Origin of the sequence: Mesorhizobium hunchu (genome assembly GCF_040081975.1) — a bacterium.
In the GTDB taxonomy this organism is placed as follows: Bacteria; Pseudomonadota; Alphaproteobacteria; order Rhizobiales; family Rhizobiaceae; genus Mesorhizobium; species Mesorhizobium hunchu.
This window is the reverse complement of the sequence record NZ_JBEBMG010000001.1, coordinates 109754-132915: the sequence shown is the minus strand read 5'-3', so window position 1 is coordinate 132915 and position 23162 is coordinate 109754. Positions and strand designations below refer to the sequence as shown.

Sequence of the window (23162 nt, the reverse complement as noted above, 5' to 3'; positions counted from 1 at the left end):
ACAGACCGCGCCTATTCCTCGTCGCTGTCGCCGTCCTTCGACTTCAGCGCCGAGAGCTTGGCGAACACCGCGTCGGCGTCGAGTTCGTCGTCCTCGCTCTTCGGTTTCGGCTGCTCGGGCGTCAGCCGCTCGGTGAGGGAGGCCGGCAGCAGCGTGTCGCCGGTCGGTGCGGCCGGTTCGCGGCCGCGCGAGGCGCGCTGCACCTCGAGGTCGAGGTCGATCTGCGAGCAGAGGCCGAGCGTCACCGGGTCCATCGGCACGAGATTGGCCGCGTTCCAGTGGGTGCGGTTGCGAATCTGCTCGATGGTCGACTTGGTGGTGCCGACCAGGCGCGAGATCTGCGCGTCCTTCAATTCGGGATGGTTGCGCACCAGCCACATGATGGCGTTGGGGCGGTCCTGGCGCTTGGACAGCGGCGTGTAGCGCGGCCCCCTGCGCTTGGATTCCGGCACGCGGACCTTCGGGTCGGAGAGCTTGAGGCGATGATTCGGGTCCTTTTCGCCGCGCGCGATCTCCTCGCGGGTAAGCTGGCCGGTCATGATCGGGTCCATGCCCTTGATCCCTTGCGCCGACTCGCCGTCGGCGATCGCCTTCACCTCGAGCGGATGCAGCGAGCAGAACTGCGCGATCTGGTCGAAGGAAAGGGCGGTGTTGTCGACCAGCCAGACGGCGGTCGCCTTGGGCATGAGCAGCGTGTTGGCCATGAAGCAAATCCTTCTCGTTCGCCCGCGTCCCGGCGCGGGCGGTGGTTTAGGGCCACCAAATAGGGAAATCGCGTTTCCTATAGCCGTTCCCGGCCGGCATCGCAACCGTTTCGGGGAGAAGGACGAAGCAGGCAAAACAAAACCCGCCGGACTGTGTCCGGCGGGCCTGGAACCGGCGGCGCGGCGAACGCGCCGGCTTCGGTTCTGCTTTCGGTCTGCGCCTTGCCGCTCAGATGGCGGCGCGGGCGACGCGCTCGATGTCCGAGCGGGTGATGCCCAGGTCGTTGAGCTCGCGGGAGTTGAGGCGGCTCAGCTCGCGGACGGTCTGGTTGTAGCGGCGCCAGTTCTTGTAGCTGCGGATCAGGTTCATGATTGTCTCCAAACGGTTCTTGAATTCGATGCCGCTCAGATAGGCATTCCTGCCCAATTGGTGAACAGATATTTTTGCATGGCATCAATGCTTGTTGTGCATTGCAGCATTTACAAGCAGTAAACGCGCCATGGCAGCAAAAAGCCGTTTTATTGTGCAAGGTTGGCTGTCAACCCACGTCGAGCACGATCTTGCCGATGTGATCGCCTTCCTCCATCCGCTCATGGGCGCGCCAGGCCTCCCTGAGCGGGAAGATCATGTCCATGACGGGTGCCACCCGGCGGGTGGCGAGAAGCGGCCAAACCTGGGCCTCCAATGCCGCGGCGAGCGCGTTCTTGAACGCGACGGTGCGCGGGCGAAGCGCCGACCCGGTATGGACCAGCCGCTTGACCATCAGCTTGGAGATGTCGGCATTGGCCATCGCGCCGCCCAGCGTGGCGATCTGCACGATGCGCCCGTCCATCGAGGCGGCGTCGTAGTTGCGGCTGACATAGTCGCCGCCGACCATGTCGAGGATGACGTTGACGCCCTTTCCGCCGGTTGCGTCCTTGGCGATGGCGACGAAGTCCTCCTCGCGATAGTTGACGGCGCGCTCGGCACCGAGCTTCAGGCAGGCGTCGCATTTTTCCTTCGAGCCGGCGGTGGCGATGACCCGCGCGCCGAAAGCCGAGGCGAGCTGGATGGCGGCCGTGCCGATGCCCGAAGAGCCTCCATGCACGAGGAAGGATTCGCCTTCCTTGAGGCCGCCGCGCTCGAACACGTTGTGCCAAACGGTGAAGAAGGTCTCGGGCAGCGCGGCAGCTTCCGTATAGGTGAAGCCAGCAGGCACGGGCAGGACGTGACCGGCGGGCACGCGCACATATTCGGCATAGCCGCCGCCGGGCGTAAGCGCGCAGACTTGGTCGCCGACGCGCCAGCGCGATTCGCTGTCGCCGAGGGCCGCGACTTCGCCCGCGACCTCGAGGCCCGGCAGGTCGGACGCGCCGGGGGGCGGGGGGTAGACGCCCCGACGCTGCAGAACGTCGGGCCGGTTGACGCCGGCGGCGTGGACGCGCACGACGATCTCGCCGGGCCCCGGTTGCGGCACCTCGCGCCGCTCCGGTTTGAGCACCATCGGCCCACCCGGTTCGGAAATGGCCACCGCCGTCATCTTGGCCGGGAGTGGATGCGCTTTCGTCATGGCAATTCGTCTCGTTCGTCGAAGGGTTTTGACCCGCCGTCCGCCCTATGTATGCTGATTGGGCAGGCACGCAAACGCCAATCGGAGGAGCAAGTGGCGATCTTCGACGAAGAACCGCACAGGAAGCCGAAAACGCATGAGATCGGCCAGGACCTGGCGCTGCTGTCGGTCGGCGAGTTGAACGAGCGAATCGAGCTGCTGCGCGCGGAGATCGGCCGGCTGGAGGTGGAACTGGCCGCCAAGGGCCAGACGAAATCCGCCGCCGAGGCGCTGTTTCGCCGGAACTGACCATACGGCCCCGCCCCGCCTCCGAAAAGCCTGAAACGCCGTGTTCCCGGCGACAGGCAAAACCGACCGGACGATTCGATGTTCGCAACCTACCGCCCGATCCTTTCCCTGCTTCGCGGCACGGCGTTCCTGCTTGCCGCATCGGGGCTTCACGGACTGCTTCTGCCGCTGCGCGGCCAGGCGGAGGGCTTCTCCACCGCCGCGCTGGGTCTCATGGGCACTGCGTGGGCCAGCGGCTTCGTCACCGGCTGCTACTTCGCGCCGCGCATCGTGCGCCGGGCCGGTCACGTGCGGGCCTTCGGCACGTTCGCCGCCTCCGGCGCCATCGTTGCCCTGCTGACGGGGCTGATCATCAACGAATATGCCTGGATCGTGCTGCGCGCCTTCACCGGCTTCACCATGGCCGGCGCCTTCATGATCATCGAGAGCTGGCTCAACGAGAAAGCCACCAACGAGAACCGCGGCACCGTCTTCGGTCTCTACATGATGGTCACCTACGCCTCGATCATGGGTGGCCAGATGATCGTCGCGGGCGGCGACGTCCACTCGGCGTCGCTGTTCATGATCACCGGCATCTTCTTCTGCCTGTCGCTGATTCCCACCGCCGTCTCGACCCAGTCGACGCCGAAGCCGCTGCAGGACGTCAAGCTCGACCTGAAGGGGCTTTACGTGAACTCGCCCGTGTCGGCGGTGGGCTGCCTGCTGATCGGCGTCGCCAACGGCGCCTGGGGCACGCTCGGCGCCGTCTACGGCGCGCGCATAGGCATCCCGACGGCGGCGATCGCGCTGATGATGAGCCTCGTCGTCATCGCCGGCGCGGCCATGCAACTGCCGGCGGGCCGGATTTCCGACCGCACCGACCGGCGCTACGTCCTGGCGGGCGCCGGTTTCTGCGCGGCGCTGTTTGCTCTCGTCATCTTTATCTTCCGGCCGCAATCCGCGACCCTGGTGCTGGTATTCGCGGCCTGCTACGGCGGCTTTGCCTACACGCTCTATTCGATCGCGGTGGCGCACGCCAACGATCATGCCGATCCCGAGGATTTCGTGAAGGTCTCGGGCGGGCTGCTGATGCTCTATGGCTTCGGCACGATGATCGGACCGCTGCTCGGCGCCGCGCTTATGGGATTGCAGCCCGAAGGCTTGTTCCTGGCGACGGCGCTCGCCCATCTGGGGCTCGCCGCCTACACGCTGCTTCGCATCCGCGTCCGCGCGCCGGTGCCGATCGAGGACCGCGAAGCCTTCAAGACGCAGCCAGCCGAACGCGCGCTCACGCCGGAGGCCGTGCGCCTCGATCCGCGGACGCAGCCGGAAGGTTCGTGACCGCCGTCAAAACCAGTGGTTGAGATTTCCAAAAACTTGTCTCAAATATGAGGCATGACGCATGCCGACGCCTTCCTCGCTATTGCCGATCCCAATCGTCGATATTTGCTGGAGGAATTGAGGCGTGGCCCCAAGACGGTGAACGAACTGGCTTCTGGCCTCCCGGTGTCCCGGCCGGCCGTTTCACAGCATCTCAAAGTGCTGCTCGACGCAGGCCTGGTCAGCGCCACGGCCGAGGGTACGCGCCGGGTCTACGCCGTCAGCAATCCCGGCTTCTTCAGGTTGAATCTGTGGCTCGACCAGTTCTGGGACGGCTGACCAGCGCTGCCGTCTCTGATCAGCCGGTCAATGCAGATTGACGTCGCGCCCTGCCGAGCGCAGCGACACGGAGAAGCCGGCCAGCACGTCGATCAGCGTGATCACCATCAGGATGAAGAAGACCGGACGGGCGGCACCCTTCACCAGCAGGAACTCGACGAGGAAAGCCACGAAGACGAAGGTCGACAGCAGGTGGTCGAGGATGGAGGCGTTGGAGGTGCGCGTCGATTTCAGCACTTCGACGAAGAAGAAGATCAGCGCGATCACGATCATCAGGTCGCCCAGCGTCATCGAGAAGACGCCGCCCGACATCATGTTCACCGACAGGATGGTCCCGGCCCACGGGTCGCCGTCCACGCCCTGGCCGAAGACGCCGGCAAGTCCGAGATTGTAGATCAGGAAGGGAACGATCAGGAGCGGAACAGCGGCGAGCATCGGGCATCTCCAATTGAGCGGGTTCTCTCGTCCGCCGGACGGGCCGACAAAACGGGCCGATAAAGCAAAAGACCGGCCAGAGGCCGGTCTTGAACTGCTTGCACGTCGGAAAGCCTCAGCCTTCCTTGGGCTCCAGAACCTGGCGGCCGCGATACATGCCGGTCTTCAGGTCGATGTGATGCGGGCGGCGCATCTCGCCGGAGTTCTTGTCCTCGACATAGGTCGGCGCCTTGAGCGCGTCGGCCGCGCGGCGCATACCGCGCTTCGAGGGGGAGGTCTTTCGTTTCGGTACGGCCATGGATATGCTCCGCTGTCGGTCAAAAGCCCGGCCTGCCCTCGCGAAAGGGCCGCCTGCGGGCCGGATTTCCTGATAAAGTGGCTGGCCTATACACGCGCGCGGGCCATTTGGCCAGCGGCGGCGGTAATTTTTTTACCGCTTGGCCTACTGCAGGCAGCCCACATAGGCGCCCGACCTCGAGGCTCGGCGTTCGATGATGTTGGCCAGCCGCCTGAGGCCCGGACCCGGCCTGGCGGGGTTGCGCTCGATCGGATTGGGCAGCGTGACCGCCAGCAAGGCCGCCTGCCGGCGCGAAAGCCTCTTCGCCGGGATGCCGAAATGATATTGCGCCGCTGCTTCTATTCCGTAGATGCCGGGTCCCCATTCGGCGATATTGAGGTAGATCTCCATGATGCGGCGTTTTGAAACAATGGCGTCGAAATAGACCGCGAGCGGCAGCTCCGCGAGCTTGCGCACGCTTGCCAGCGGCCGCGACCACAGGAAAAGGTTCTTCACCGTCTGCATGGTGATGGTCGAGGCGCCGCGCGTCAGGTCACCGTCCATCGCATCGTCAAGCACGCCCTTCAGTTCGCCGAGGTCGATACCGTGATGGAAGCAAAACTGCCCGTCCTCCGACATGATGACGGAGTGGGCGAGCACGGGGGCGACGTCGTCGATGGAAACCCAGCGCCGGTCATAGCCCGTGAAAGTCGCCAGGTCCTTCAGCATCAGCGTGGAGACCGGATGCACGAAGGGAAGGATGTAGAGAAAGGTCAGGACCATCGGAATCAGGGCCAACGTCACGGCGGCCGCCAGCAGGCGCCTGATCCAGCGCTTGCGAGCGCCGGTCCTCCCGCGTCTTCGCCCCGACGCCATGTCCAGCCCCTCGGCCTCCTGATCGATCGTCGGCTCAGCCAAGCCCGTCCAACCTCGCCATTTGAACCCAAGGGCATAAAGGCGGCGGACGCCTTGCGCAACGTTTGAGTGTCCGCTACCGCTCGCCGTCATGGGTGAAGATCGGGAAACCAGCCAGGAGACCAGCTTCGAACGCGCGCTGGCGCGCCGTGCCCTCGAGGTCGAGGCGCTGCTGCGCGACCTGCTGGGCGCGCGGCCGCTTTCGGGCGAGATCGACCGTCCCGAGCGGCTGATGGCGGCGATGCGCCACGGGGTGCTGAACGGCGGCAAGCGGCTTAGGCCCTTCCTGGTCCTGGAAACAGCCGCGTTGTTTGCGCCGAAAGGCGCCCGGGAGGCGGCGCTGCGGGTCGCGGCCGCCCTGGAATGCGTCCATTGCTATTCGCTCATCCACGACGACCTGCCGGCGATGGACGACGACGACCTGCGTCGCGGCCAACCCACCGTCCACAAGGCCTTCGACGAGGCGACGGCGATCCTGGCCGGTGACGGCCTGCTGACCCTGGCCTTCGATATCCTGGCCGACGAGGCAACCCCGCTCGCCGGTGACGATCGCGCAGCCCTCGTGCTCGCGCTGGCAAGGGCGGCCGGCGCGGGCGGCATGGTGGGCGGCCAGATGCTCGACCTGGCTGCGGAAAACACCCGCATCGGCGAGGCCGACATCATCCGCACGCAGGCGATGAAGACGGGCGCGCTGATCCGCTTCGCCTGCCAGGCCGGCGCGATCGTCGCCGGCGCGCGGCCTGCCGACCGCGAGCGCATGGGCGAGTTCGGCGCAGCGATCGGCCTCGCCTTCCAGCTTGCGGACGACCTGCTCGACCTGACCGCCGATACGGCGACCATGGGCAAGGCGACGGGCAAGGACGCCGCGGCCGGCAAGGCGACGCTGGCATCGCTTCACGGCGAAGCGTGGACGCGCCGGCAGCTTGCCGGTCTCGTCGAGCAGGCGCGTGAATTGCTCGAACCTTACGGCGATCGCGCCGGGATGCTGGGCGAGGCGGCGATCTTTATCGCGACGCGGGGTCGATGACGGTGCAGCGCAACACGAAATGTTAATGGTAATAGAGCGTAATCGCGACCGTTAAACTGGCTCGTATGGGTTTGGGGTTGCGATGCCTGACTACTCGTCCTTCATCCGGTCGATCCGGGTTCGCTATGTCTCCGGACTGCTGCTGATCGCCGTGGCGGCGGTCGCCACCATGCTCGCCCTCAACCACATCACCACGTTCCGCCGCGACGTGGACACGGCGAGCATCAACCTGGTCGCGCTGACAAAGGACCTGCGCAACGCGACGGAGTTCGCCGAAACCGCGTCGGGCAACTGGCGCGCCGGTACGCGCGGGGACCTGGCCGCCGTCGCCCGCACCTACGTCAAGCGCATCGGCGGCGAAATCGATGCGTTGTCCGCCCAGATCGGCGCGGTCTACCCGCGCCTGTCGAAGGATACGCGCGACGTCCTCTCTTCGGCGGCCATCAACGGCGACCTCTTCTGGTCCCCGAAGGACATGGTGCGCAACCTGAACCGGATGGCGGCGGCGATCACCGTCGACGACTGGAGCGCGCGCGACATCGGCAATCAGAACAAGCTGTTCTCACAACCCATGCTGATCAAGGTGCGCACGGCCCTGGACGTGGAGCGCCACCATGCCGACGCGACCGCCGACCGCCTGCTTGCCTGGGCGAGCGGGCTGCTGTTCGCGGTTCTGGTGATCGTTGCCTTCTGGATCTTCCGGCCGATGGAAAAGGCGATCCGACGCGCATTCGCGGAAACGGCGGCATCCCTCTACAAGGCCGAGGCCGCCGACCGGGCCAAATCGGAATTTTTGGCCAATATGAGCCACGAGATCAGGACGCCGATGAACGGCGTGCTGGGCATGGCCGAACTGCTTGCCAAGACCGATCTCACGCCGCGACAGAAGACCTTCACCGACGTCATCGTGAAATCGGGCAACGCCCTGCTCACCATCATCAACGACATTCTCGATTTCTCCAAGATCAACGCCGGGCAACTGACGCTGGACCCCGCACCGTTCCGCTTGGCCGAGGCGGTCGAGGACGTCGCAACGCTGGTTTCGGCGCGCGTCGCGGAGAAGAATCTCGAACTGATCGTGCGCGTCGATCCACGCCTGCCGTCATTCGTCGTCGGCGATGCCGGCCGGATCCGCCAGATCGTCACCAACCTGCTCGGCAATGCGGTGAAATTCACCGAGAAGGGCCACGTGCTGATCGATGTCGGCGGCGAGACAGTCGACGGCATGGTGCAGCTCAAGGTGCGCGTGGAAGACACCGGCATCGGCATTCCTGCCGACAAGCTGCAGAACGTCTTCGAGAAGTTCGCGCAGGTGGATTCCTCCTCGACCCGCCGCCACGAAGGCACCGGCCTCGGCCTCGCCATCGCCGCACGGCTGGTCGACCTGATGGGTGGCAAGATCGGCGTCGAGAGCGCGGTCGGGCGCGGGTCGGTGTTCTGGTTCTCGGTGCCGCTTCCGGTCCACGAGGCGCGCGACGAGGACGATTTGGTGCCCGGCGACGTGACCGGCGCGCGCGTGCTGGTCATCGACGACAATCCGGTCAACCGGGACATCCTGCTCGAACAGCTCCGCAGCTGGAGCTTCGATTGCGCGGCCGCCGAGAGCGGCGCGGTTGGGCTTGCCTTCCTGGACCGGGCCAGCCAGATCGGCGCGTCGGTGGACTGCATCATCCTCGACTACCAAATGCCGGGCATGAGCGGCGCCGACGTGGCCCGTGCCATCGCCGCAGACAGCCGCCTGTCCTCCATTCCCGTCGTCCTGCTCACCTCGGTCGATCAGGTCGATTTCGGCAAGCTGGTGCTGGAATACGGCATTGCCGCCCACCTCACCAAGCCGGCGCGCTCGGCCGTTCTCCTGGGCACCGTCATCTCGGCGATCCAGAAGGCGCGCGCCATGACCGGCAAGGTGCAGTTCGTGCGCGAAAACGCGCCGCAGCTCCAGTCGCCCCCGGCGCTGACCGTCGTGCGCGGCGCCTCGGACCAGGCCGGCGGACAGGCATCGTCGCAGGGCACGGCGCCCATCGATATCCTGATCGCCGAGGACAACGAGGTGAATCAGCTCGTCTTCGGGCAGATCCTTTCCGGCCTCGGCCTTTCCTACCGCATCGCCGGGAACGGCCGCACCGCGCTGGAAATGTATCGCACCCTGTCGCCACGGCTGATCCTGATGGACGTCTCCATGCCGGAGATGAACGGCTATGAGGCGACCCGTGCGATCCGCGCCGAAGAGGCGGACAGGGACATCCATATCCCCATAATCGGTGTCACCGCGCACGCGTTGAAGGGTGATCGCGAAAAGTGCCTGGATTGCGGCATGGACGATTACCTGTCCAAGCCGATCTCGCCCGACCGGCTCGGCGCGAAGATCGGAAACTGGCTGAGCGAAACGGTGGCGAAGCGGGCCTAGGGCGCGGCTTGCCTCGTCGCTATGGCGCGAGGCGGCCGATGGGGATGATTTCGGGCGCCTCGTCGCGCCAGGGCGCACCCTGCCAGTCGCCCATCCACCGGTCCGCGCGCAAGCCGGCCTCCGTCATCATCGCAGCGACCGTCTCCCTGTCGGGGAAGGCGATGCGCGAGGAGGCGCCGAGCAGCCGTCCGTCCGAAGGAATGCGATAGACGGTCCGGTAAGTCACGACGCCCGTCGCTTCGTCACGTTCGACGTCGTTCCACGCCTCGACAGGGCCAAGGGCCGGATGATCGACCGTCCGGCGCGAATTTTCAGGCGTCCATTCCTCCCACTCGCGTGCGGCCGGGTTACGGGTATCGAAGAGGAAGTGGCCGTTCGGGGCGAGATGGCGGGCAATGGCGCGCAGCACCGCCAACTGGTCGTCCCGCGTCAGGAAGACCTGAAAGGCATGGCCGGTGAGGACAACCAGATCATAGCGGCGATCAAGGCGCAGGGTCCGCGCGTCCGCCTCCATCCACTCCACCGCCGCGCCGCCCGGACGCCGCCGCGCCACCTCCAGCATGGAGCCGGCCGGGTCGACGCCGGTGACCACGCGCCCGCTTGAGAGTGCTGCGGCAAGCTGGCCGGTGCCGCAACCGAGATCGAGCACCGAACGGGCGTCCCGCGCGAAATCGAGACAGAAGGCGAAGTCGGCTCCGCCCTGGTTTTCAAGGTCATAGAACTGGACCAGGTCCGGATCGTGATAGAGCTGGTCGGGTTCGTTTCCTGTCATGCCGCTCATCGATGGTCCTCGTCGCTTCGCGTCGTCATTTCAGTTTTGACATACAGATTGTGAATGAGACTGCATAAGTTATGCAGTAAGTGGATCAATCTGTTCATCGGCTGTGTCGCCCGGCACAGCGGTTTCATTCGTTCGAAGGCATTGCAGGGAAGACTATCATGCGGGTCAGCATTCTTGGAGCCGGGGCAATCGCGTATGGCATGGCCGCGTATCTGGCAAAGTCCGGCCATGAGCCGATGCTGTGGTCGCCGTCGGGAGGCCGCACCAGGGCTCTGGCGGCCGGGGAATTGCTGAAGGCCACGGGCGATATCGAGGCAACGGTGCCGGTCCGCGTTGCCGGGGATTGCAAGGAAGCCATCGACCATGCCGAAGCGGTGGTGATCGCGCTGCCCGTCAACGGCCACAGGATGGTGATGGACGCCGCCGTGCCCCATCTGGTCGACGGTCTGCCGGTCATCGTCAGTTCGCACGGGTCCTTCGGGGCGTTGTATATCTCGAAGCAATTGGCGCAGCGCAATGTCAGTTTGCCGATCGTCGTCTGGGGCACGACCCTCCTGACCGGGCGGCAGCAGGGACCGACCGAAGTCCATGTCAGCACCGTGCGCCAGAAGATCGATGTCGCGACGCTGCCTTTCAGCGCTCGGGAACAGGGTTACGAGCTTTGCACGGCCTTGTTCGGCGATCGTTTCGTCAAGCGCGACGGCATGCTGGCGATCGCGCTCAGCAATCTCAATCCGCAGAACCATCTGGGGATCGCGCTTCTCAACCTCACGAGGATGGAAAAAGGCGAGCAGTGGAGCCAGGGCGGGAACGTCACGCCCGCGGTCGGGCGCGTCATCGAGGCTCTCGACGCCGAGCGGCTGGCCATCGCGGACCATTTCGGCATCGCCGTTCGCACCGTGCAGGAGCATTTTTCCCTGTCGTTCCATGTTCCGGTGGGGTCCGTTTCGGAGATGAACCAGGAAATGGAACGCCAGGGGCGCGGCGGCTTCGGTCCGACAACCGCCGATAGCCGCTATGTGCTCGAAGACGTCCCGTTCGGCCTGCTGCCGACCGTGTTGCTGGGCAAGGTCAGCGGGAAGCCGGCGGTTCTCCATGAAGCGGGCATCTCGATCCTGTCGGCCGCTTACGGCCGCGACCTCAAGCTGGACAATGACATTCTTCCGGCGCTGGGCCTCGATGCACTGTCGGACGCGGAGTTGGCGGACCTTTGCCGCAGCGGGTTCTCTTCCGGCACGACCTGATCGACATGCCCGGTGACGGCGATGCCGGGTTGCGCGACAACGTGCTTCCATCAAGCGCTGAATTGGAAAAATCGCCTCAATGTCCGGGCGAGGCGGACACGGTCTTTGCCTTGACAGATACGGAAAACGAATGAGATGATCTAACTTATACAGAATTCGCATTTAAGGTGCGTATGGAAACCCGTGATCTCCAGACTTTCCTTGCGGTTGCTGCCAGCGGCAGCATCACCAAGGCGGCTGACATGCTCGGGCGCTCCCAACCCGCGGTAACGCGCACCATCCAGGACCTCGAGGCCGAGCTCGGTTTCCAGTTGCTGCACCGCGTCGGCCGGCGCGTGCAACTGTCCGAGGAGGGCGCGGCTTTCGAGGAGGAAGCACGGCGTCTGCTGATGTCGTTCACGGAACTGGCTGCGCGCGCCAAGATGATTGCCGCGGGCCGGGGACGTACCCTGCAGATCGTCACGACCTCAGCGATCGGCACGGGCCTTCTGCCGATGGCGCTGGCCGAGATCCCGAGCGACGAACTGCCCGACGAGACGCATATCGGACAATTTCTTCCCTCGATCGTCGCCCAGGAAGTACGCGGCGGGCGCGCCGAGCTTGGGTTCACAAGCCTGCCGCTCGACACGCCGGGGCTAGATGTCCTGCGGTTCTATTCGGCGCCCGATGTCGCGGCGGTGCGGGAGGACGATCCGCTGGCCAGGCTCGATGTCATTCCGCTTTCGGCTTTCGCAGGGCGCCGGGTCGCCACCTTGCTCAACCCGCTGCGCTTCCAGTTGCATGTCGCCAAGGCGTTGGCGGCCAAGGGCGTCGATACCGGGCCCGTGATCCGGACCAATACGGCCTATGGTGCGTTGCAGGTCGTGCGCCGCACCGGCGTCGCGGCCGTCATCGACCCTTTGACGGCGTACGGCGTGGCGCTGCCCGGCGTCGTCATCCGTCCGCTCGACGTGACCGTGCTGTTTCATTGGGGCGTCGTGGCGGCCGAGAAGCGCCGCCTTCGGCCAGTTGCCCAGGCGCTGGTCGATGCGGTCGAAGCGGTGGCGGAACGATCGATCGTCGGCTTCAGGAAACTCGATCCGGCGCTGGCCGGCCAATTGGTGACCGATCCCGCATCGGGTACGAACCACGGGACGGGGATATGAAGCATACGTCCGCGCCATCCGCCGCGACGGGGCTTGCCGCGCTTGAAGCGCGGCTCGCGCAGGATCTCGACTATCTCGAACTGCCGGCCAAGCCCTGGGTGCCGCGTCATTCGCACGACGGCGAACCGGTTCGCGATGTCGTCGTCATCGGCGCCGGCATGTGCGGACTCGCGGCGACGGCCAAGCTGGTGCTGACCGGGATCACCAATGTGGTTGCCTATGATGCGGCTCCGGCGGGGCGCGAAGGACCGTGGGTCACATTTGCGCGCATGCAGACGCTCCGGTCGCCGAAGGCACTCAGCGGTCCCGCGCTCGGACTGGCTCCGTTGACGTTCCGCGCATGGTTCACCGCGCAATGGGGCCCGGATGCCTGGCAATCCCTGGACAAGATTCCCAAGGACCAGTGGATGGACTACCTCGTCTGGTATCGCAAGGTGCTCGCCTTGCCGGTGCGCAACGAGGTGCGCATGACCGGCATTTCTTTCGTGGACGGACTGATTGCGATCGATGTCGAGGGCGCGGAGACGGGGCGTGTTCTTACCCGGCGCCTGGTGCTGGCCACGGGCCGGTCCGGCCTCGGCGGCTTCGCCGTGCCGGATTTCCTGACGGGCGTCGATCGCGCCTATTGGGCGCATTCCGCCGACGACATCGATTTCGATGCGCTCAGAGGCAAGCGTGTCGCAGTCATCGGTGCCGGCGCCTCGTCGATGGACAATGCCGCCACCGCGCTCGAGGCCGGCGCCGGCTCGGTGGACATGCTGATCCGGCGCAAGGAAATGCCCCGCATCAACAAGCTCACCGGCATCGGCAGCCCTGGCGTCGTGCTGGGAATGCGCGACCTGCCCGATGCGTGGAAATGGAAATTCATCGACTATACCGCCGCGACCCAGACACCGCCGCCGCGTTCGTCGACGCTGCGCGTGTCCAGCCATCGCAATGCGCGCTTCCTTCTCGACTGCGCCATCCTGTCGGTAAAGGAGGATGCGGGCGGCCTGCTGGTCGAAACCACGCAGGGACCGCTGCGCTACGACTTCCTGATCGCGGCGACCGGCTTTTCGAACGACTTCAGCGACCGTCCGGAGTTCGCGGCGATCGCCCCTTACATCCGCACCTGGGCGGACGGCCGCTACAGGCCGGAGATGGGCCCCGCACGCGCGAGCATGGCGGAGGCGCCGGATCTCGGCCCCGCCTTCGAGTTCAGGGAACGGGTTCCAGGCTCCTGTCCGATGCTGGCCCATATCCATTGCTTCAACGACGCGGCCATGCTGACGCATGGCAAGGTCTCCGGCGACATTCCGGCCGTCAGCGCCGGCGCTGACCGTCTGGTCCGCGGCATCGCCGCCTCGCTGTTCGCCGAGGACGCCGAGGCGCATTTCGCCAGCCTGATCGCCTACGATACCCCGGAACTTCTCGGCGACGAATGGGTCGATTCCACCCCTCTGCTGCACAAGGAGTCCGCATTGTGATCGACGCGATGGACAAGGCCGCCGGCCTGTCGGAGGACGACGCTCTCTTCATGGCGCGGCGGTTTCGGCCCGAATTCGTGCAAGGGGCGGAAGCGTGCCGCCTGTCCGTTCTGCAGCCGGCGAACGACCAGGGTCTGGCGCGGGATTTGCGGCTTGCCCTTGCCCGTCGCATGGCCGCGCTGAATGCGGATGCGGCGCTGGTGGAGGAATATGACGGCCAACTGGCCGCGCTTGGTCCGTCCGGGCAGATTCAAGCTATGGCTGTCGGGGAGACCGATCTGGACGAGCCGCTGGCGACCATCGCCAGGCATGCCGACCTGGTCACGCTGACTCCGAGCAGGGCGGAGGCGCGAAATATCGCGCTGCTCGCCGAGGTCGGATTGAGCAATCCGCAGATCATCGCGCTCTCCGAACTCATCGCCTTCGTCAATTTCCAGACCCGGGTGGCGGCCGGCCTGCGGCTCTTGAGGTCGGCATCATGACCTCGGTGCGTCTCAAGCCGTTGGACTGGCGCCCCTACATCGCACCGGTCGAGTTGTCCGAGGCCACGCCGGAACAGCTCGACGCGATGAAGGTGACGCCGTCGGCCAAGAAGGTGTCGGACTATGTGCGCACGCTCGCGCATGATCCCGAGAGCTATCTCGCCCGCACGATCCTGTTCAACGCGATCATGTATGTCGAAGGCGGTCTTGCCCGGCCCGATCGCGAGCTTGGCGCGCTGGGTGCGTCGATCGTCAACGGCTGCAGGTACTGCGCCGTCGTCCACGCCCGCCGGCATGCGGAACTGACCAAGAGCGACGACGTTGTCAGCGCACTCTATCTGGATCAGCCGGAGACGCTCGGGCCACGCGACGCGGCCATCTATGATTTTGCCCGCCGCCTGTCGGTGACGCCGTCGGAGGCGACGGAGAAAGACATCGCCGCGCTTCGGGCCGCCGGCATGGACGATGTCGAGATCATCGACCTGATCCATGCCATCTCGATCTTCGGTTGGGCGAACCGCCTGATGCACGTTCTGGGCCATGCGGAGCCGGTGAAATGAGGGCGCGGACGTTTTGCCGGCGGTTGGGCAGGCGACCGATCCTTGGCCATAAAAAGGGGAACAAGATGTGCATCAGTTCATGGGGCCCGGACGATCGTTTCGTTCGGCTCGCCGCTTTTCCGCTCCTCGCGCAATAAGGCAGCCGACAGATGCTGGAACTCAAAGATATCAAACTGTCCTACGGCAGCGCGCAGATCCTGAACGGCGTCGACCTGTCGGTGAAGCGCGGCGACGTGGTGTCGATCATCGGCCCCAGCGGCACGGGAAAGACCACGCTGCTGAAATGCATCAACTACCTGGCCAGGCCGAGTTCCGGGACCATCGCCTTCGATCGGATCACGATGGACTACCGGCGTCCCGACAAGGCTGCGATCCAGGCGATCCGGCTCAGGACCGCGATGGTCTTCCAGCAATTCAACGTCTTCAAGAACATGACGGTGCTGCAGAACGTGATGGACCCGCTCGTGGTGGTGCAGCGCAAGTCGAAGGACGAGGCGCGCGACATCGCCCTGCGCGAGATCGAACGGGTCGGCCTGACGGAACGCAAGGATCACTATCCCTCGCAGCTTTCCGGCGGCCAGCTCCAGCGGACCGGAATCGCGCGCGCATTGGCCGTGCGGCCGGACGTCATCCTCTTCGACGAACCGACCTCCTCGCTCGACCCGGAACTGGTGGGCGAGGTCCTGAAGGTGATCAGGGACGTCACCTCGTCCGGCATCACCTCGCTGCTGGTGACGCACGAGATGCAGTTCGCGAAGAGCATCTCGAACAGGATCGTCTTCATGGATCGGGGCATGGTCGCCGCCGATGGCAGCCCGGACGAGATTTTCGAGTCGCCGTCCAGCCCGCGGCTCGCCCAGTTCCTCAACTCCGAATATTCACTCCAGTAAGAAGGGAACGTCAGACATGCCTGCGAACAAATCCATTTATAACCGTCGCCATGCCCTCGCCATTGCCGGAGGCGTGGCGCTCGCCTTCGCCGCCACGGGAACCGGCTTCGCACAGGCCGCGAAGGTGCGCACCGTCAAGATCGCGACGGCGGCCGAATCCAAGCCGCTCGCCTGGGGCGCGCTGGGCGTCGAGCCGCAGGGCTACGAGCCAGACCTGCTCAGGGCCATCAACGCGAAGCTGCCGCAATACAAGTTCGAGATGGAAGGCGTCGCCGACATCGCGCAGGAGACCGGCCTCGCCACCGGCAAATACGACATGGCCTGCGGCGGCTACTACAAGTCGCCCGAGCGCGAGAAGCAGTTCATCATCCCCGAAAATCCGATGGGCGCCAGCCTGATGAAGATCTACAGCCGCAAGGACAGCGGCATCAAGGAGATGAAGGATCTCGTCGGCAAGAAGATCGTGCCGACCACGGCCGGCGGCGGAACCTACAAGTTCATCATGAACTGGCAGAAGGAGAACCCGCAATACAAACTGGACGTGACGGCGTCGAGCGCCGGCATTCCGTATCCGAACCGCCTCGACGAGGTCCAGAACGGCAAGTTCGACGCGCTGGTGCTGCCGTCCAATCTCGGCGAGCAGGAAGTCATCCAGAACAAGAAGCTCGACGTCGTGGCGTCGGAACCGGTCTACAGCAACAACACCTACATGCTGATCCACCGGTCGGAGGAGAACAAGGTTCTCGCCGAGGACGTCAACAAGGCCCTCAAGGAGCTGAGGGAGGACGGCACGATGGACAAGCTCTCGGAGAAATGGTTCGGCGAGGACATCGTCAAGTACATGAAGTAATCGGCCGGGCCGGCTTCATCCTCAGCGGCAAGCTGTATTGCAAAGGAGTGTTTCGACGTGGATCTTTCCGCCATGATCCCCGAGTTGCTCTCGGCCTTGCCGCTGACGCTCGCCATTACGTTCACGGCTCTTGTCGTGGGCTTCTGCCTGGCGCTGATCGCTACCACCCTGCGGGTTCGCAGGGTGCCGGTGATCAGCAACCTGGTTGATCTCTACGTGTCCTACGCCCGCAGCGTTCCCGTCGTGCTGCAACTGTTCGTCGCGTTCTACGGTCTGCCGCTGCTGGTCGCCCTGTTCGGCATCGACGATTTCTTCTCGCCGAACGTCGCCGCCATGGTGGCGCTGAGCTTCTATCACGGCGGCTATCTGTCAGAGGTCATGCGTCCTGCCTACCTGGCGGTCGAGCGCGGCCAGCACGATGCGGCGGACAGCCTGGGCTATACCTTCCGGCAGAAGATTTTCCGTATCGTCGGCCCCCAGGCCGTCCATATCGGCCTGCCGGGCTACGGCAACTCCGTCATCTACCTGATCCATAACGTCGCGCTGGTTATGTATATCGGCGCCGCCGACGTGATGGCGACCGCGCATCTGATCATGGAACGGGACTACAACCAGTACCAGTTCGAGACATATCTGGTGCTCGCGGTCATCTATTCGGTGCTGTGCCTGATCGCCTGGCTCATCGTCCGCTTCTTCGAGCTTCGCTCGCCGATGCAGGCGCCCGAAGCGACGGCCAGAGGCCGAGCCAGGGCCGCGATGATCGCCAACGTTTGAAGCAGGGATATTGAAGCATGTTCGAGAGCGATATTCTTCTGCAGGACGCGCGGGAAATCCTTGGCGCCGTGCCTCTGACGCTTGGCATGGCGGCCATCATCTTCGTGCTGTCGACCATCGTCGGCAGCCTGTTCGCGCTGGTCGAATACAGGCGGGTGCCGGTGCTGCGGGAACTTGTCACCGTCTACAAGATCATCCTGAAGGGCGTGCCGATGGTGATCGTGATCTTTCTCTCCTACTTCGGCCTGCCCGCAGCCTTGCAGTCCCTGTACTCTGTGCTGGGCATCGACGCCAACGCCCACGAAATGCCCAACTGGGTCATCCTTGTCCTGGCGATCACCGGTTGTGTCGCGGCATTCCAGGCGGAGATCATCAAGGGTGCCCTGAACGCCTTCGACACCGGTCAGTCGGACGCAGCCTATTCGCTGGGCTATACGAGCGGCCAGCTGTTCCGACGTGTGCTGCTGCCGCAGGTGGTGCTCACGGCCATCCCCGATCTTACGACGTCGATCATGGTCATCATGAAGGCGCTGTCCCTCGGCTTCGCCATCGAGGTCGTCGACATCTTCGCGCAGTCGCAACTGACCGCCGCCCTGAATTTCTATTATCTCGAAGCTTTCGTGATCGCCGTCGTGATCTATATGACGATCGCCTACATCGTCACGCGGATCGCCGACAGGCTGGAGCAATCCCTCAGGCTGCGGACCTGAGAGCTCTCATCTATCGCAACTGGCCGAGATCCACGGGCCGGTTGTCGATGATCGCTTCCATGGAGAAGAAGCCCGTCACCGTCGACAGATCGAAATTGGTGATGAGCTTCTGGTAGAAGGCGTCGTAGCCCGACATGCCTCGCGTCACGACCTTGATCAGATAGTCCCAGTCGCCGCCGATCCGGTAAAAATCGATCACCTGCGGCAACCGCTCGACATGGGCGCGGAACGCATCGATCCATTCCTTCGAGTGATGACGGGTGCGGATCATCACGAAGACGACGAGGTCGAGGCCCAGCGCCTCGAGATCGATGACGCTGTGCGTTCCGCGGATCATCCCGACGGAATGGAGGCGCTGGAGGCGGCGCCAGCAGGCGTTCTGCGACAGGCCAACCTTCTCCGCCAGGTCGCGCTGCGACAGGCTTGCGTCGCGCTGCATGGCCGTCAGAATCTTTGTGTCAAAACTATCGAGTTTTACCTGTGAATCGTTCATATGATCTGATTTTCGCGAAAAATCCGAGAAGATAGATGAATTTTTTGACCGTGAGGCAGTTTATGATCCGTGTCAATATCCGCTTCTCGGAGAACGACCGTGGACAGAACCCGCCAATCGGCCAGTCGAGACGACTCGCCGCTTTCCCGTTTTCGCCAAGGCTTGACGAGCGCGGACCCTGTCGCCTCGCTCCGCGACGGTCTCGTCGGTGCCAAGGCGAAGATCGCCGGACCCTATGGAGAGAAGCAACTCGTTTACGCCGACTATGTCGCGTCCGGCCGCGCGCTTCACCAGATCGAGCGCTTCGTCCTCGAGGACGTGCTTCCCTACTATGCCAACAGCCATACGGAAGCGTCGTTCTGTGGCGGCTTCATGACGCGCTTGCGGTGCGAGGCGCGAGCGCTGATCGGCCAGTCCTGCGGGGCGGGGCAGGAGCACGCCGTGATCTTCACGGGCTCGGGGGCGACGTCCGGGATCAACCGCCTCGTCAGGCTGTTCGGCGTTGAGGACGCCGTCGCGGCGGGCAGGCGGGTCCGGATCGTCATCGGCCCCTACGAGCACCACTCCAACATACTGCCCTGGCGCGAGAGCGGGGCCGAGATCGTGGAAGTCCCCGAGCATCCGGCCGGCGGGCCCGACCTGTCCTGCCTGGAGGACGCGCTCGGTAACGGCGCGCCGGAGCTGACGATCTGCGCGCTGTCGGCAGCCTCCAACATCACCGGTATCACCAGCGACGTCGCGACGATCACCGCGATGGTGAAGGCGGCCGGCGCAAGGATGATCTGGGACTATGCCGGCGCCGGCCCCTATCTGCCGATCGCCATGACGCCGGCTCCGGGCGCGGAGATCGACGCCGTCGTCGTCTCTCCCCACAAGTTCATCGGCGGCCCCGGCGCCTCCGGACTCCTGATCGTTCGCCGCGATGCAGTCTCCGCGAAAACGCCGTCGTGGCCGGGCGGCGGCACGGTGAAATTCGTGTCGCCGAGCCGGCACGACTACAGCGACAGCCTGGAAGCCCGCGAAGAAGCCGGCACGCCCAACGTGGTCGGCGACATCCGCGCCGCGCTGGCGTTTATCGTCAAGGATGCGATCGGAGCGGATGTCATGGCGGCGCGCAACAAGGAGCTTGTGCAGCGTGCCTTCCGTGCCTGGAAGGATATTGAGGAGTTGGACCTGCTCGGCCTGCCGGGTCCCGACCGGCTGCCGATCTTCTCCTTCCGGGTGAGGAACGAAAAGGGCGGTTACGTCCACCAGCAGCTGGTCACGCGCATGTTGAGCGACCGGTTCGGCATCCAGGCGCGCGGGGGCTGCGCCTGTGCCGGGCCGTATGTCCACCGGCTGCTGTCGATCGACGACGACCGCTCCGAGGCGATGAGGCAGGCCATCCTTGCCGGCGACGAGCTCAGCAAGCCCGGTTTCACGCGCCTGAACTTCAGCGTCCTGCTGCCGGACGAGAAGGTGGACTACATTCTCGAGTCGGTGGCGCAGCTCGCTGGCGATGCGCCGGCGTTTGAAGCGCATTACGACGTCGATCCGGCCCGGGCGATCTTCTTCCCGCGCGCCCAGGCCCGGATGGCTGCGGCGGGCTGATGTCTCGATGTCCGGGTCTCGTGAAGCACTGCCTTTCGGGAGGCCCGCCTGAGGCTCGGGCTTGAAAGTCAGCGGTTCTTCCTGACGACGCAGGAGCCGCCGGCGCCGTGCAGCTTGCGGCAGATGGCGTCGGCGGCGCCGCGGCTGTCGGCGCCGATGCGGACCGCATAGATGCCGCGCCGGCCGATCGGCGTGCGCACCCGGCTCACCACCGGCTCGTAGGACGCCAGCAGCGCCGGGAAGCGGGCTTGCAGGCGCTGCCATTGGCGCACGGCGGCGGCGCGGCGGAAATTGCCGGCCACCTGCACGCCCCACGGCTTGGTCGGAATCGTCGACATGGCGATGACACTGGATTCGATGACCGGCAACCGTCGGCAGGCGACCGCGAACGGCATTTTGGGATCCAGCGGATGAACGGCGCCCTGATAGACACTGTCCATGAACCTGTCGGACGGCTCGCCCATGATGTCGAGCACGTAGTCCTCCGTCTCCAGCGGCAGGAAGCCGCCGGAATTGAGCCAGCGCGTCACCCGCGACTCGCCGGCATTGTAGGCGGCCGCCGCCAGCCCGAGATTGCCGTAGCCGGCCCGCATCTCGGCCAGATAGGCGGCGGAAGCGGCGATCGCCTGGCCGACGTCGAACGGATCGGCCAGATCGCGCATCTTCGCGGTGCCGGGCATGAACTGGGCAATACCTTCCGCGCCGGCCGGGCTCACGGCGTTGGGGTCGAAGCGGCTTTCCTTCCAGATCAGGCGGGCGAAGAACTCTCGTGGAAGGCCGTTGCGGTCGGCCTCGGCGGCGATCAGCGCGCAGACGCGGTCGATCAGCCGCTCGCGCGCCGACAGCGAATGCGGAGGGTCGGCAACCGCAGGAGAGCCGAAAGCAACGAGGATCAGTACGAACAGTGCGCCCTTGAGTTTACCTCCACCCCTGACCCCTCCCCTCAAGGGGGAGGGGGACAAGGGCGCAGCAGATTCCCGTTCCCCTTGAGGGGATGTGTCGGGGGTGGGGGTAGTTGAAAGAGGCACGGCGCGGCCTGAAGCGCTATTCGGCGGCTCTTGCCTGCATTTCTTGGGCCTGCATGCCTTGGCCGAAGCGCTGCTCGATGTAGTCGGCGACCATCTTCTGGAAATCCTCGGCGATGCGCGGGCCGCGCAGGGTCGCCGCCTTCTCGCCGTCGATGAAGACGGGCGCCGTCGGCATCTCGCCGGTGCCGGGCAGCGATATTCCGATGTCGGCGTGCTTGGATTCGCCGGGGCCGTTGACGATGCAGCCCATCACCGCGACCTTGAGTTGCTCGACGCCGGGGTACTTCTCGCGCCAGAGCGGCATGTTGGCGCGGATGTCGTCCTGGATGTTCTGCGCCAGTTCCTGAAACACCGTCGAGGTCGTGCGGCCGCAGCCGGGGCAGGCGGCGACGATCGGCACGAACTGGCGGAACCCCATCGTCTGGAGCAGTTCCTGCGCCACCTGCACCTCGCGGGTGCGGTCGCCGCCCGGCTCGGGCGTCAGCGAGATGCGGATCGTGTCGCCGATGCCCTGCTGGAGCAGGATGCCCATCGCGGCGGAAGAGGCGACGATGCCCTTGGAACCCATGCCGGCCTCGGTGAGGCCGAGATGCAGCGCATGGTCGGAGCGCTTCGCCAGTTCGGTGTAGACGGCGATCAGGTCCTGCACGCCGCTGACCTTGGCCGACAGGATGATCTTTTCGCGCGCAAGACCGATCTCCTCGGCCATCTCGGCCGACAGGATCGCCGACTGCACGATCGCCTCGCGCGTCACCTCAATGGCGGTGAGCGGCGAACCCTGTGCCTGGTTCTGGTCCATCAGCCGGGTCAGCAGTTCCTGGTCGAGAGAGCCCCAGTTGACGCCGATGCGCACCGGCTTGTCGTAACGGATCGCCATCTCGACGATTTCCGCGAACTGGCGGTCGCGCTTGTCCTTGAAGCCGACATTGCCGGGGTTGATGCGGTATTTCGCAAGTGCCGCGGCGCAGGCCGGATGATCGGCCAGCAGCTTGTGGCCGATATAGTGGAAGTCGCCGACGATCGGCACGTCGATGCCGAGCCGCTCCAGCCGCTCGCGGATGCGCGGCACGGCCGCCGCGCTCTCGTCGCGATCGACCGTCACGCGCACGATCTCCGATCCGGCGCGGTGAAGTGCCGCGACCTGGGCGACGGTGCGGTCGATATCGGCGGTGTCGGTGTTGGTCATCGACTGCACGACGACCGGCGCGCTGCCGCCGACGACCACGCCGCCGACATCGACGCCGACCGATCTGCGGCGCTCGAAGGGAGAGGAAAAATATCCGGTCATTGCCGGCGGTCCTGCATCTGGTTCTTTCGCCGTGCTCGCACGCGCACCGGGCATGAGGTGGCGGACGCCGCCGGGCTTGTCAATGGTTCAGGGCCGGCGCAACGACAAATCGTTCCGTCCGCCATTCCTGAAAACACGGCGGAACAGGCAATATTATGTCCCGCCGGCGGAAAACCGGGTGGAAATCGAATGAAACAACCGGACCACGGGCCAGCGACGATATTTGTCGCCGGCCCGGATGGCCTTTCTGGTCAGAATAGGGGTCTTCAGTGCGTGGTCGGGCTTCCCGCCAGCTTTTCAATCTCGTCCTTGAGGGCCAACTTGCGCCGCTTCAGGTTGACGATCTCGAGGTCGTCTACCGATGGATGAAGCAAGGCTTCGTCGATCTCGCGCTCGATGTCGCCATGCTTCTTCCGCAGCTCATCAAGATGGGATGCAAGAGACATGATTGGTTCTCCCTTTCATGGTTTCCTCGATTGCAACCGTCGAAGGCCGTCCACCGCAGGTCCGCCTTCATGACGGCTGGATGACACTGTGCCACCTTACAATCGCGATGTCGAATGCCGCGTGGTAGCATTTCCCGACATCGTGAAATGTGATATGCGCAGAGCGCCGGCGGG

General features: G+C 64.9%; 26 protein-coding genes. 15 read left to right on the top strand and 11 right to left on the bottom strand.

Translation table 11 applies throughout. From position 1 onward, the window contains the following. Positions 1-11 precede the first annotated feature (11 nt). From ABMA46_RS00685 to ABMA46_RS00675, 3 genes are all read right to left on the bottom strand, one after another. Positions 12-704 (bottom strand): DUF1013 domain-containing protein, encoded by a 693-nt coding sequence (locus ABMA46_RS00685; RefSeq protein WP_348997364.1) that lies wholly within the window; start codon positions 702-704, stop codon positions 12-14. A 229-nt stretch (positions 705-933) separates the two neighbouring features. After that, positions 934-1074, bottom strand: coding sequence for a DUF1127 domain-containing protein (locus ABMA46_RS00680; RefSeq protein WP_348997363.1), 141 nt, complete (start codon positions 1072-1074; stop codon positions 934-936). A gap of 169 nt (positions 1075-1243) precedes the next feature. Next, on the bottom strand, positions 1244-2254 hold the full coding sequence (locus tag ABMA46_RS00675) for an NAD(P)H-quinone oxidoreductase (protein ID WP_348997362.1): 1011 nt from the start codon (positions 2252-2254) through the stop codon (positions 1244-1246). A gap of 93 nt (positions 2255-2347) precedes the next feature. On the opposite strand from ABMA46_RS00675, the gene ABMA46_RS00670 reads away from it, so the two are divergent. The 3 genes from ABMA46_RS00670 to ABMA46_RS00660 all read left to right on the top strand — a co-directional run bounded on the left by ABMA46_RS00670 (position 2348) and on the right by ABMA46_RS00660 (position 4180). Beyond that, on the top strand, positions 2348-2542 hold the full coding sequence (locus ABMA46_RS00670) for a DUF1192 domain-containing protein (RefSeq protein WP_348997361.1): 195 nt from the start codon (positions 2348-2350) through the stop codon (positions 2540-2542). Positions 2543-2620: 78 nt separating this feature from the next. Then, positions 2621-3862: an MFS transporter gene (locus tag ABMA46_RS00665; RefSeq protein WP_348997360.1), complete on the top strand. Its 1242-nt coding sequence runs from the start codon at positions 2621-2623 to the stop codon at positions 3860-3862. A gap of 54 nt (positions 3863-3916) precedes the next feature. After that, a complete protein-coding gene (locus tag ABMA46_RS00660) occupies positions 3917-4180 on the top strand; it encodes an ArsR/SmtB family transcription factor (RefSeq protein ID WP_348997359.1) in 264 nt (87 codons plus the stop codon). Between the two features lie 27 nt (positions 4181-4207). Here the strand turns inward: ABMA46_RS00660 and ABMA46_RS00655 are convergent, their stop codons facing one another. The 3 genes from ABMA46_RS00655 to ABMA46_RS00645 all read right to left on the bottom strand — a co-directional run bounded on the left by ABMA46_RS00655 (position 4208) and on the right by ABMA46_RS00645 (position 5768). Next, positions 4208-4615, bottom strand: coding sequence for a hypothetical protein (locus ABMA46_RS00655; protein WP_348997358.1), 408 nt, complete (start codon positions 4613-4615; stop codon positions 4208-4210). 115 nt (positions 4616-4730) lie between these two features. Beyond that, positions 4731-4913, bottom strand: coding sequence for a 50S ribosomal protein L32 (gene rpmF, locus ABMA46_RS00650; protein ID WP_348997357.1), 183 nt, complete (start codon positions 4911-4913; stop codon positions 4731-4733). Positions 4914-5057: 144 nt separating this feature from the next. Then, positions 5058-5768 carry a biosynthetic peptidoglycan transglycosylase gene (locus ABMA46_RS00645; protein WP_348997903.1) on the bottom strand — a complete coding sequence of 237 codons (711 nt, stop codon included), beginning with the start codon at positions 5766-5768 and terminating at the stop codon, positions 5058-5060. A 130-nt stretch (positions 5769-5898) separates the two neighbouring features. Here ABMA46_RS00645 and ABMA46_RS00640 point away from each other — a divergent pair, with 130 nt between their 5' ends. Together ABMA46_RS00640 and ABMA46_RS00635 are read left to right on the top strand one after the other, a co-directional pair. Further along, positions 5899-6834, top strand: a complete 936-nt coding sequence (locus ABMA46_RS00640) for a polyprenyl synthetase family protein (protein WP_348997356.1) — start codon at positions 5899-5901, stop codon at positions 6832-6834. Between the two features lie 82 nt (positions 6835-6916). Further along, positions 6917-9241, top strand: a complete 2325-nt coding sequence (locus ABMA46_RS00635; RefSeq protein ID WP_348997355.1) for a response regulator — start codon at positions 6917-6919, stop codon at positions 9239-9241. 19 nt (positions 9242-9260) lie between these two features. Here the strand turns inward: ABMA46_RS00635 and ABMA46_RS00630 are convergent, their stop codons facing one another. Continuing rightward, positions 9261-10022: a class I SAM-dependent methyltransferase gene (locus ABMA46_RS00630; protein WP_348997354.1), complete on the bottom strand. Its 762-nt coding sequence runs from the start codon at positions 10020-10022 to the stop codon at positions 9261-9263. A gap of 158 nt (positions 10023-10180) precedes the next feature. On the opposite strand from ABMA46_RS00630, the gene ABMA46_RS00625 reads away from it, so the two are divergent. The 9 genes from ABMA46_RS00625 to ABMA46_RS00585 all read left to right on the top strand — a co-directional run bounded on the left by ABMA46_RS00625 (position 10181) and on the right by ABMA46_RS00585 (position 18143). After that, entirely contained in the window at positions 10181-11266 is a 1086-nt protein-coding gene (locus tag ABMA46_RS00625; RefSeq protein ID WP_348997353.1) for an NAD/NADP octopine/nopaline dehydrogenase family protein, read from the top strand. A 173-nt stretch (positions 11267-11439) separates the two neighbouring features. Then, entirely contained in the window at positions 11440-12411 is a 972-nt protein-coding gene (locus tag ABMA46_RS00620) for a LysR family transcriptional regulator (RefSeq protein WP_348997352.1), read from the top strand. Next, complete coding sequence (locus ABMA46_RS00615; protein WP_348997351.1) at positions 12408-13877, top strand: NAD(P)-binding domain-containing protein; 1470 nt, start codon at positions 12408-12410, stop codon at positions 13875-13877. Before ABMA46_RS00620 ends, ABMA46_RS00615 begins: the two co-directional genes overlap by 4 nt. Next, on the top strand, positions 13874-14359 hold the full coding sequence (locus tag ABMA46_RS00610) for a CMD domain-containing protein (RefSeq protein ID WP_348997350.1): 486 nt from the start codon (positions 13874-13876) through the stop codon (positions 14357-14359). The genes ABMA46_RS00615 and ABMA46_RS00610 overlap by 4 nt, the downstream gene beginning before the upstream one ends. After that, positions 14353-14919: a peroxidase-related enzyme gene (locus ABMA46_RS00605; RefSeq protein WP_348997902.1), complete on the top strand. Its 567-nt coding sequence runs from the start codon at positions 14353-14355 to the stop codon at positions 14917-14919. Before ABMA46_RS00610 ends, ABMA46_RS00605 begins: the two co-directional genes overlap by 7 nt. A gap of 149 nt (positions 14920-15068) precedes the next feature. Then, the gene (locus ABMA46_RS00600; protein WP_348997349.1) at positions 15069-15809 is read left to right on the top strand and encodes an amino acid ABC transporter ATP-binding protein; all 741 of its coding nucleotides are present in this window, start codon (positions 15069-15071) and stop codon (positions 15807-15809) included. A 16-nt stretch (positions 15810-15825) separates the two neighbouring features. Continuing rightward, a complete protein-coding gene (locus tag ABMA46_RS00595; RefSeq protein WP_348997348.1) occupies positions 15826-16659 on the top strand; it encodes a transporter substrate-binding domain-containing protein in 834 nt (277 codons plus the stop codon). Between the two features lie 57 nt (positions 16660-16716). Next, entirely contained in the window at positions 16717-17433 is a 717-nt protein-coding gene (locus ABMA46_RS00590) for an amino acid ABC transporter permease (RefSeq protein WP_348997347.1), read from the top strand. Between the two features lie 17 nt (positions 17434-17450). Continuing rightward, positions 17451-18143: an amino acid ABC transporter permease gene (locus ABMA46_RS00585; RefSeq protein WP_348997346.1), complete on the top strand. Its 693-nt coding sequence runs from the start codon at positions 17451-17453 to the stop codon at positions 18141-18143. 10 nt (positions 18144-18153) lie between these two features. Here ABMA46_RS00585 and ABMA46_RS00580 read toward each other — a convergent pair whose 3' ends face one another. Continuing rightward, a complete protein-coding gene (locus tag ABMA46_RS00580) occupies positions 18154-18636 on the bottom strand; it encodes an Lrp/AsnC family transcriptional regulator (protein ID WP_348997345.1) in 483 nt (160 codons plus the stop codon). A 99-nt stretch (positions 18637-18735) separates the two neighbouring features. On the opposite strand from ABMA46_RS00580, the gene ABMA46_RS00575 reads away from it, so the two are divergent. After that, positions 18736-20226 (top strand): aminotransferase class V-fold PLP-dependent enzyme, encoded by a 1491-nt coding sequence (locus ABMA46_RS00575; protein WP_348997344.1) that lies wholly within the window; start codon positions 18736-18738, stop codon positions 20224-20226. Between the two features lie 68 nt (positions 20227-20294). On the opposite strand, the gene ABMA46_RS00570 is transcribed toward ABMA46_RS00575, so the two are convergent. The 3 genes from ABMA46_RS00570 to ABMA46_RS00560 all read right to left on the bottom strand — a co-directional run bounded on the left by ABMA46_RS00570 (position 20295) and on the right by ABMA46_RS00560 (position 22988). Continuing rightward, on the bottom strand, positions 20295-21131 hold the full coding sequence (locus tag ABMA46_RS00570) for a lytic transglycosylase domain-containing protein (protein WP_425475680.1): 837 nt from the start codon (positions 21129-21131) through the stop codon (positions 20295-20297). A gap of 139 nt (positions 21132-21270) precedes the next feature. Further along, complete coding sequence (gene ispG / locus ABMA46_RS00565; protein WP_348997343.1) at positions 21271-22542, bottom strand: flavodoxin-dependent (E)-4-hydroxy-3-methylbut-2-enyl-diphosphate synthase; 1272 nt, start codon at positions 22540-22542, stop codon at positions 21271-21273. Between the two features lie 266 nt (positions 22543-22808). After that, on the bottom strand, positions 22809-22988 hold the full coding sequence (locus ABMA46_RS00560; RefSeq protein ID WP_348997342.1) for a YdcH family protein: 180 nt from the start codon (positions 22986-22988) through the stop codon (positions 22809-22811). Between the last annotated feature and the right edge of the window lie 174 nt (positions 22989-23162).

Coding starts and splice junctions, on each gene's coding strand:
- ABMA46_RS00630 (WP_348997354.1), bottom strand. CDS start 10,022: ATGAGCGGCATGACAGGAAACGAACCCGACCAGCTCTATCACGATCCG.
- ABMA46_RS00585 (WP_348997346.1), top strand. CDS start 17,451: ATGTTCGAGAGCGATATTCTTCTGCAGGACGCGCGGGAAATCCTTGGC.
- ispG (WP_348997343.1), bottom strand. CDS start 22,542: ATGACCGGATATTTTTCCTCTCCCTTCGAGCGCCGCAGATCGGTCGGC.
- ABMA46_RS00675 (WP_348997362.1), bottom strand. CDS start 2,254: ATGACGAAAGCGCATCCACTCCCGGCCAAGATGACGGCGGTGGCCATT.
- ABMA46_RS00665 (WP_348997360.1), top strand. CDS start 2,621: ATGTTCGCAACCTACCGCCCGATCCTTTCCCTGCTTCGCGGCACGGCG.
- rpmF (WP_348997357.1), bottom strand. CDS start 4,913: ATGGCCGTACCGAAACGAAAGACCTCCCCCTCGAAGCGCGGTATGCGC.
- ABMA46_RS00595 (WP_348997348.1), top strand. CDS start 15,826: ATGCCTGCGAACAAATCCATTTATAACCGTCGCCATGCCCTCGCCATT.
- ABMA46_RS00600 (WP_348997349.1), top strand. CDS start 15,069: ATGCTGGAACTCAAAGATATCAAACTGTCCTACGGCAGCGCGCAGATC.
- ABMA46_RS00685 (WP_348997364.1), bottom strand. CDS start 704: ATGGCCAACACGCTGCTCATGCCCAAGGCGACCGCCGTCTGGCTGGTC.
- ABMA46_RS00645 (WP_348997903.1), bottom strand. CDS start 5,768: ATGGCGTCGGGGCGAAGACGCGGGAGGACCGGCGCTCGCAAGCGCTGG.
- ABMA46_RS00615 (WP_348997351.1), top strand. CDS start 12,408: ATGAAGCATACGTCCGCGCCATCCGCCGCGACGGGGCTTGCCGCGCTT.
- ABMA46_RS00580 (WP_348997345.1), bottom strand. CDS start 18,636: ATGAACGATTCACAGGTAAAACTCGATAGTTTTGACACAAAGATTCTG.
- ABMA46_RS00680 (WP_348997363.1), bottom strand. CDS start 1,074: ATGAACCTGATCCGCAGCTACAAGAACTGGCGCCGCTACAACCAGACC.
- ABMA46_RS00560 (WP_348997342.1), bottom strand. CDS start 22,988: ATGTCTCTTGCATCCCATCTTGATGAGCTGCGGAAGAAGCATGGCGAC.
- ABMA46_RS00625 (WP_348997353.1), top strand. CDS start 10,181: ATGCGGGTCAGCATTCTTGGAGCCGGGGCAATCGCGTATGGCATGGCC.
- ABMA46_RS00635 (WP_348997355.1), top strand. CDS start 6,917: ATGCCTGACTACTCGTCCTTCATCCGGTCGATCCGGGTTCGCTATGTC.
- ABMA46_RS00660 (WP_348997359.1), top strand. CDS start 3,917: ATGACGCATGCCGACGCCTTCCTCGCTATTGCCGATCCCAATCGTCGA.
- ABMA46_RS00655 (WP_348997358.1), bottom strand. CDS start 4,615: ATGCTCGCCGCTGTTCCGCTCCTGATCGTTCCCTTCCTGATCTACAAT.
- ABMA46_RS00640 (WP_348997356.1), top strand. CDS start 5,899: ATGGGTGAAGATCGGGAAACCAGCCAGGAGACCAGCTTCGAACGCGCG.
- ABMA46_RS00620 (WP_348997352.1), top strand. CDS start 11,440: ATGGAAACCCGTGATCTCCAGACTTTCCTTGCGGTTGCTGCCAGCGGC.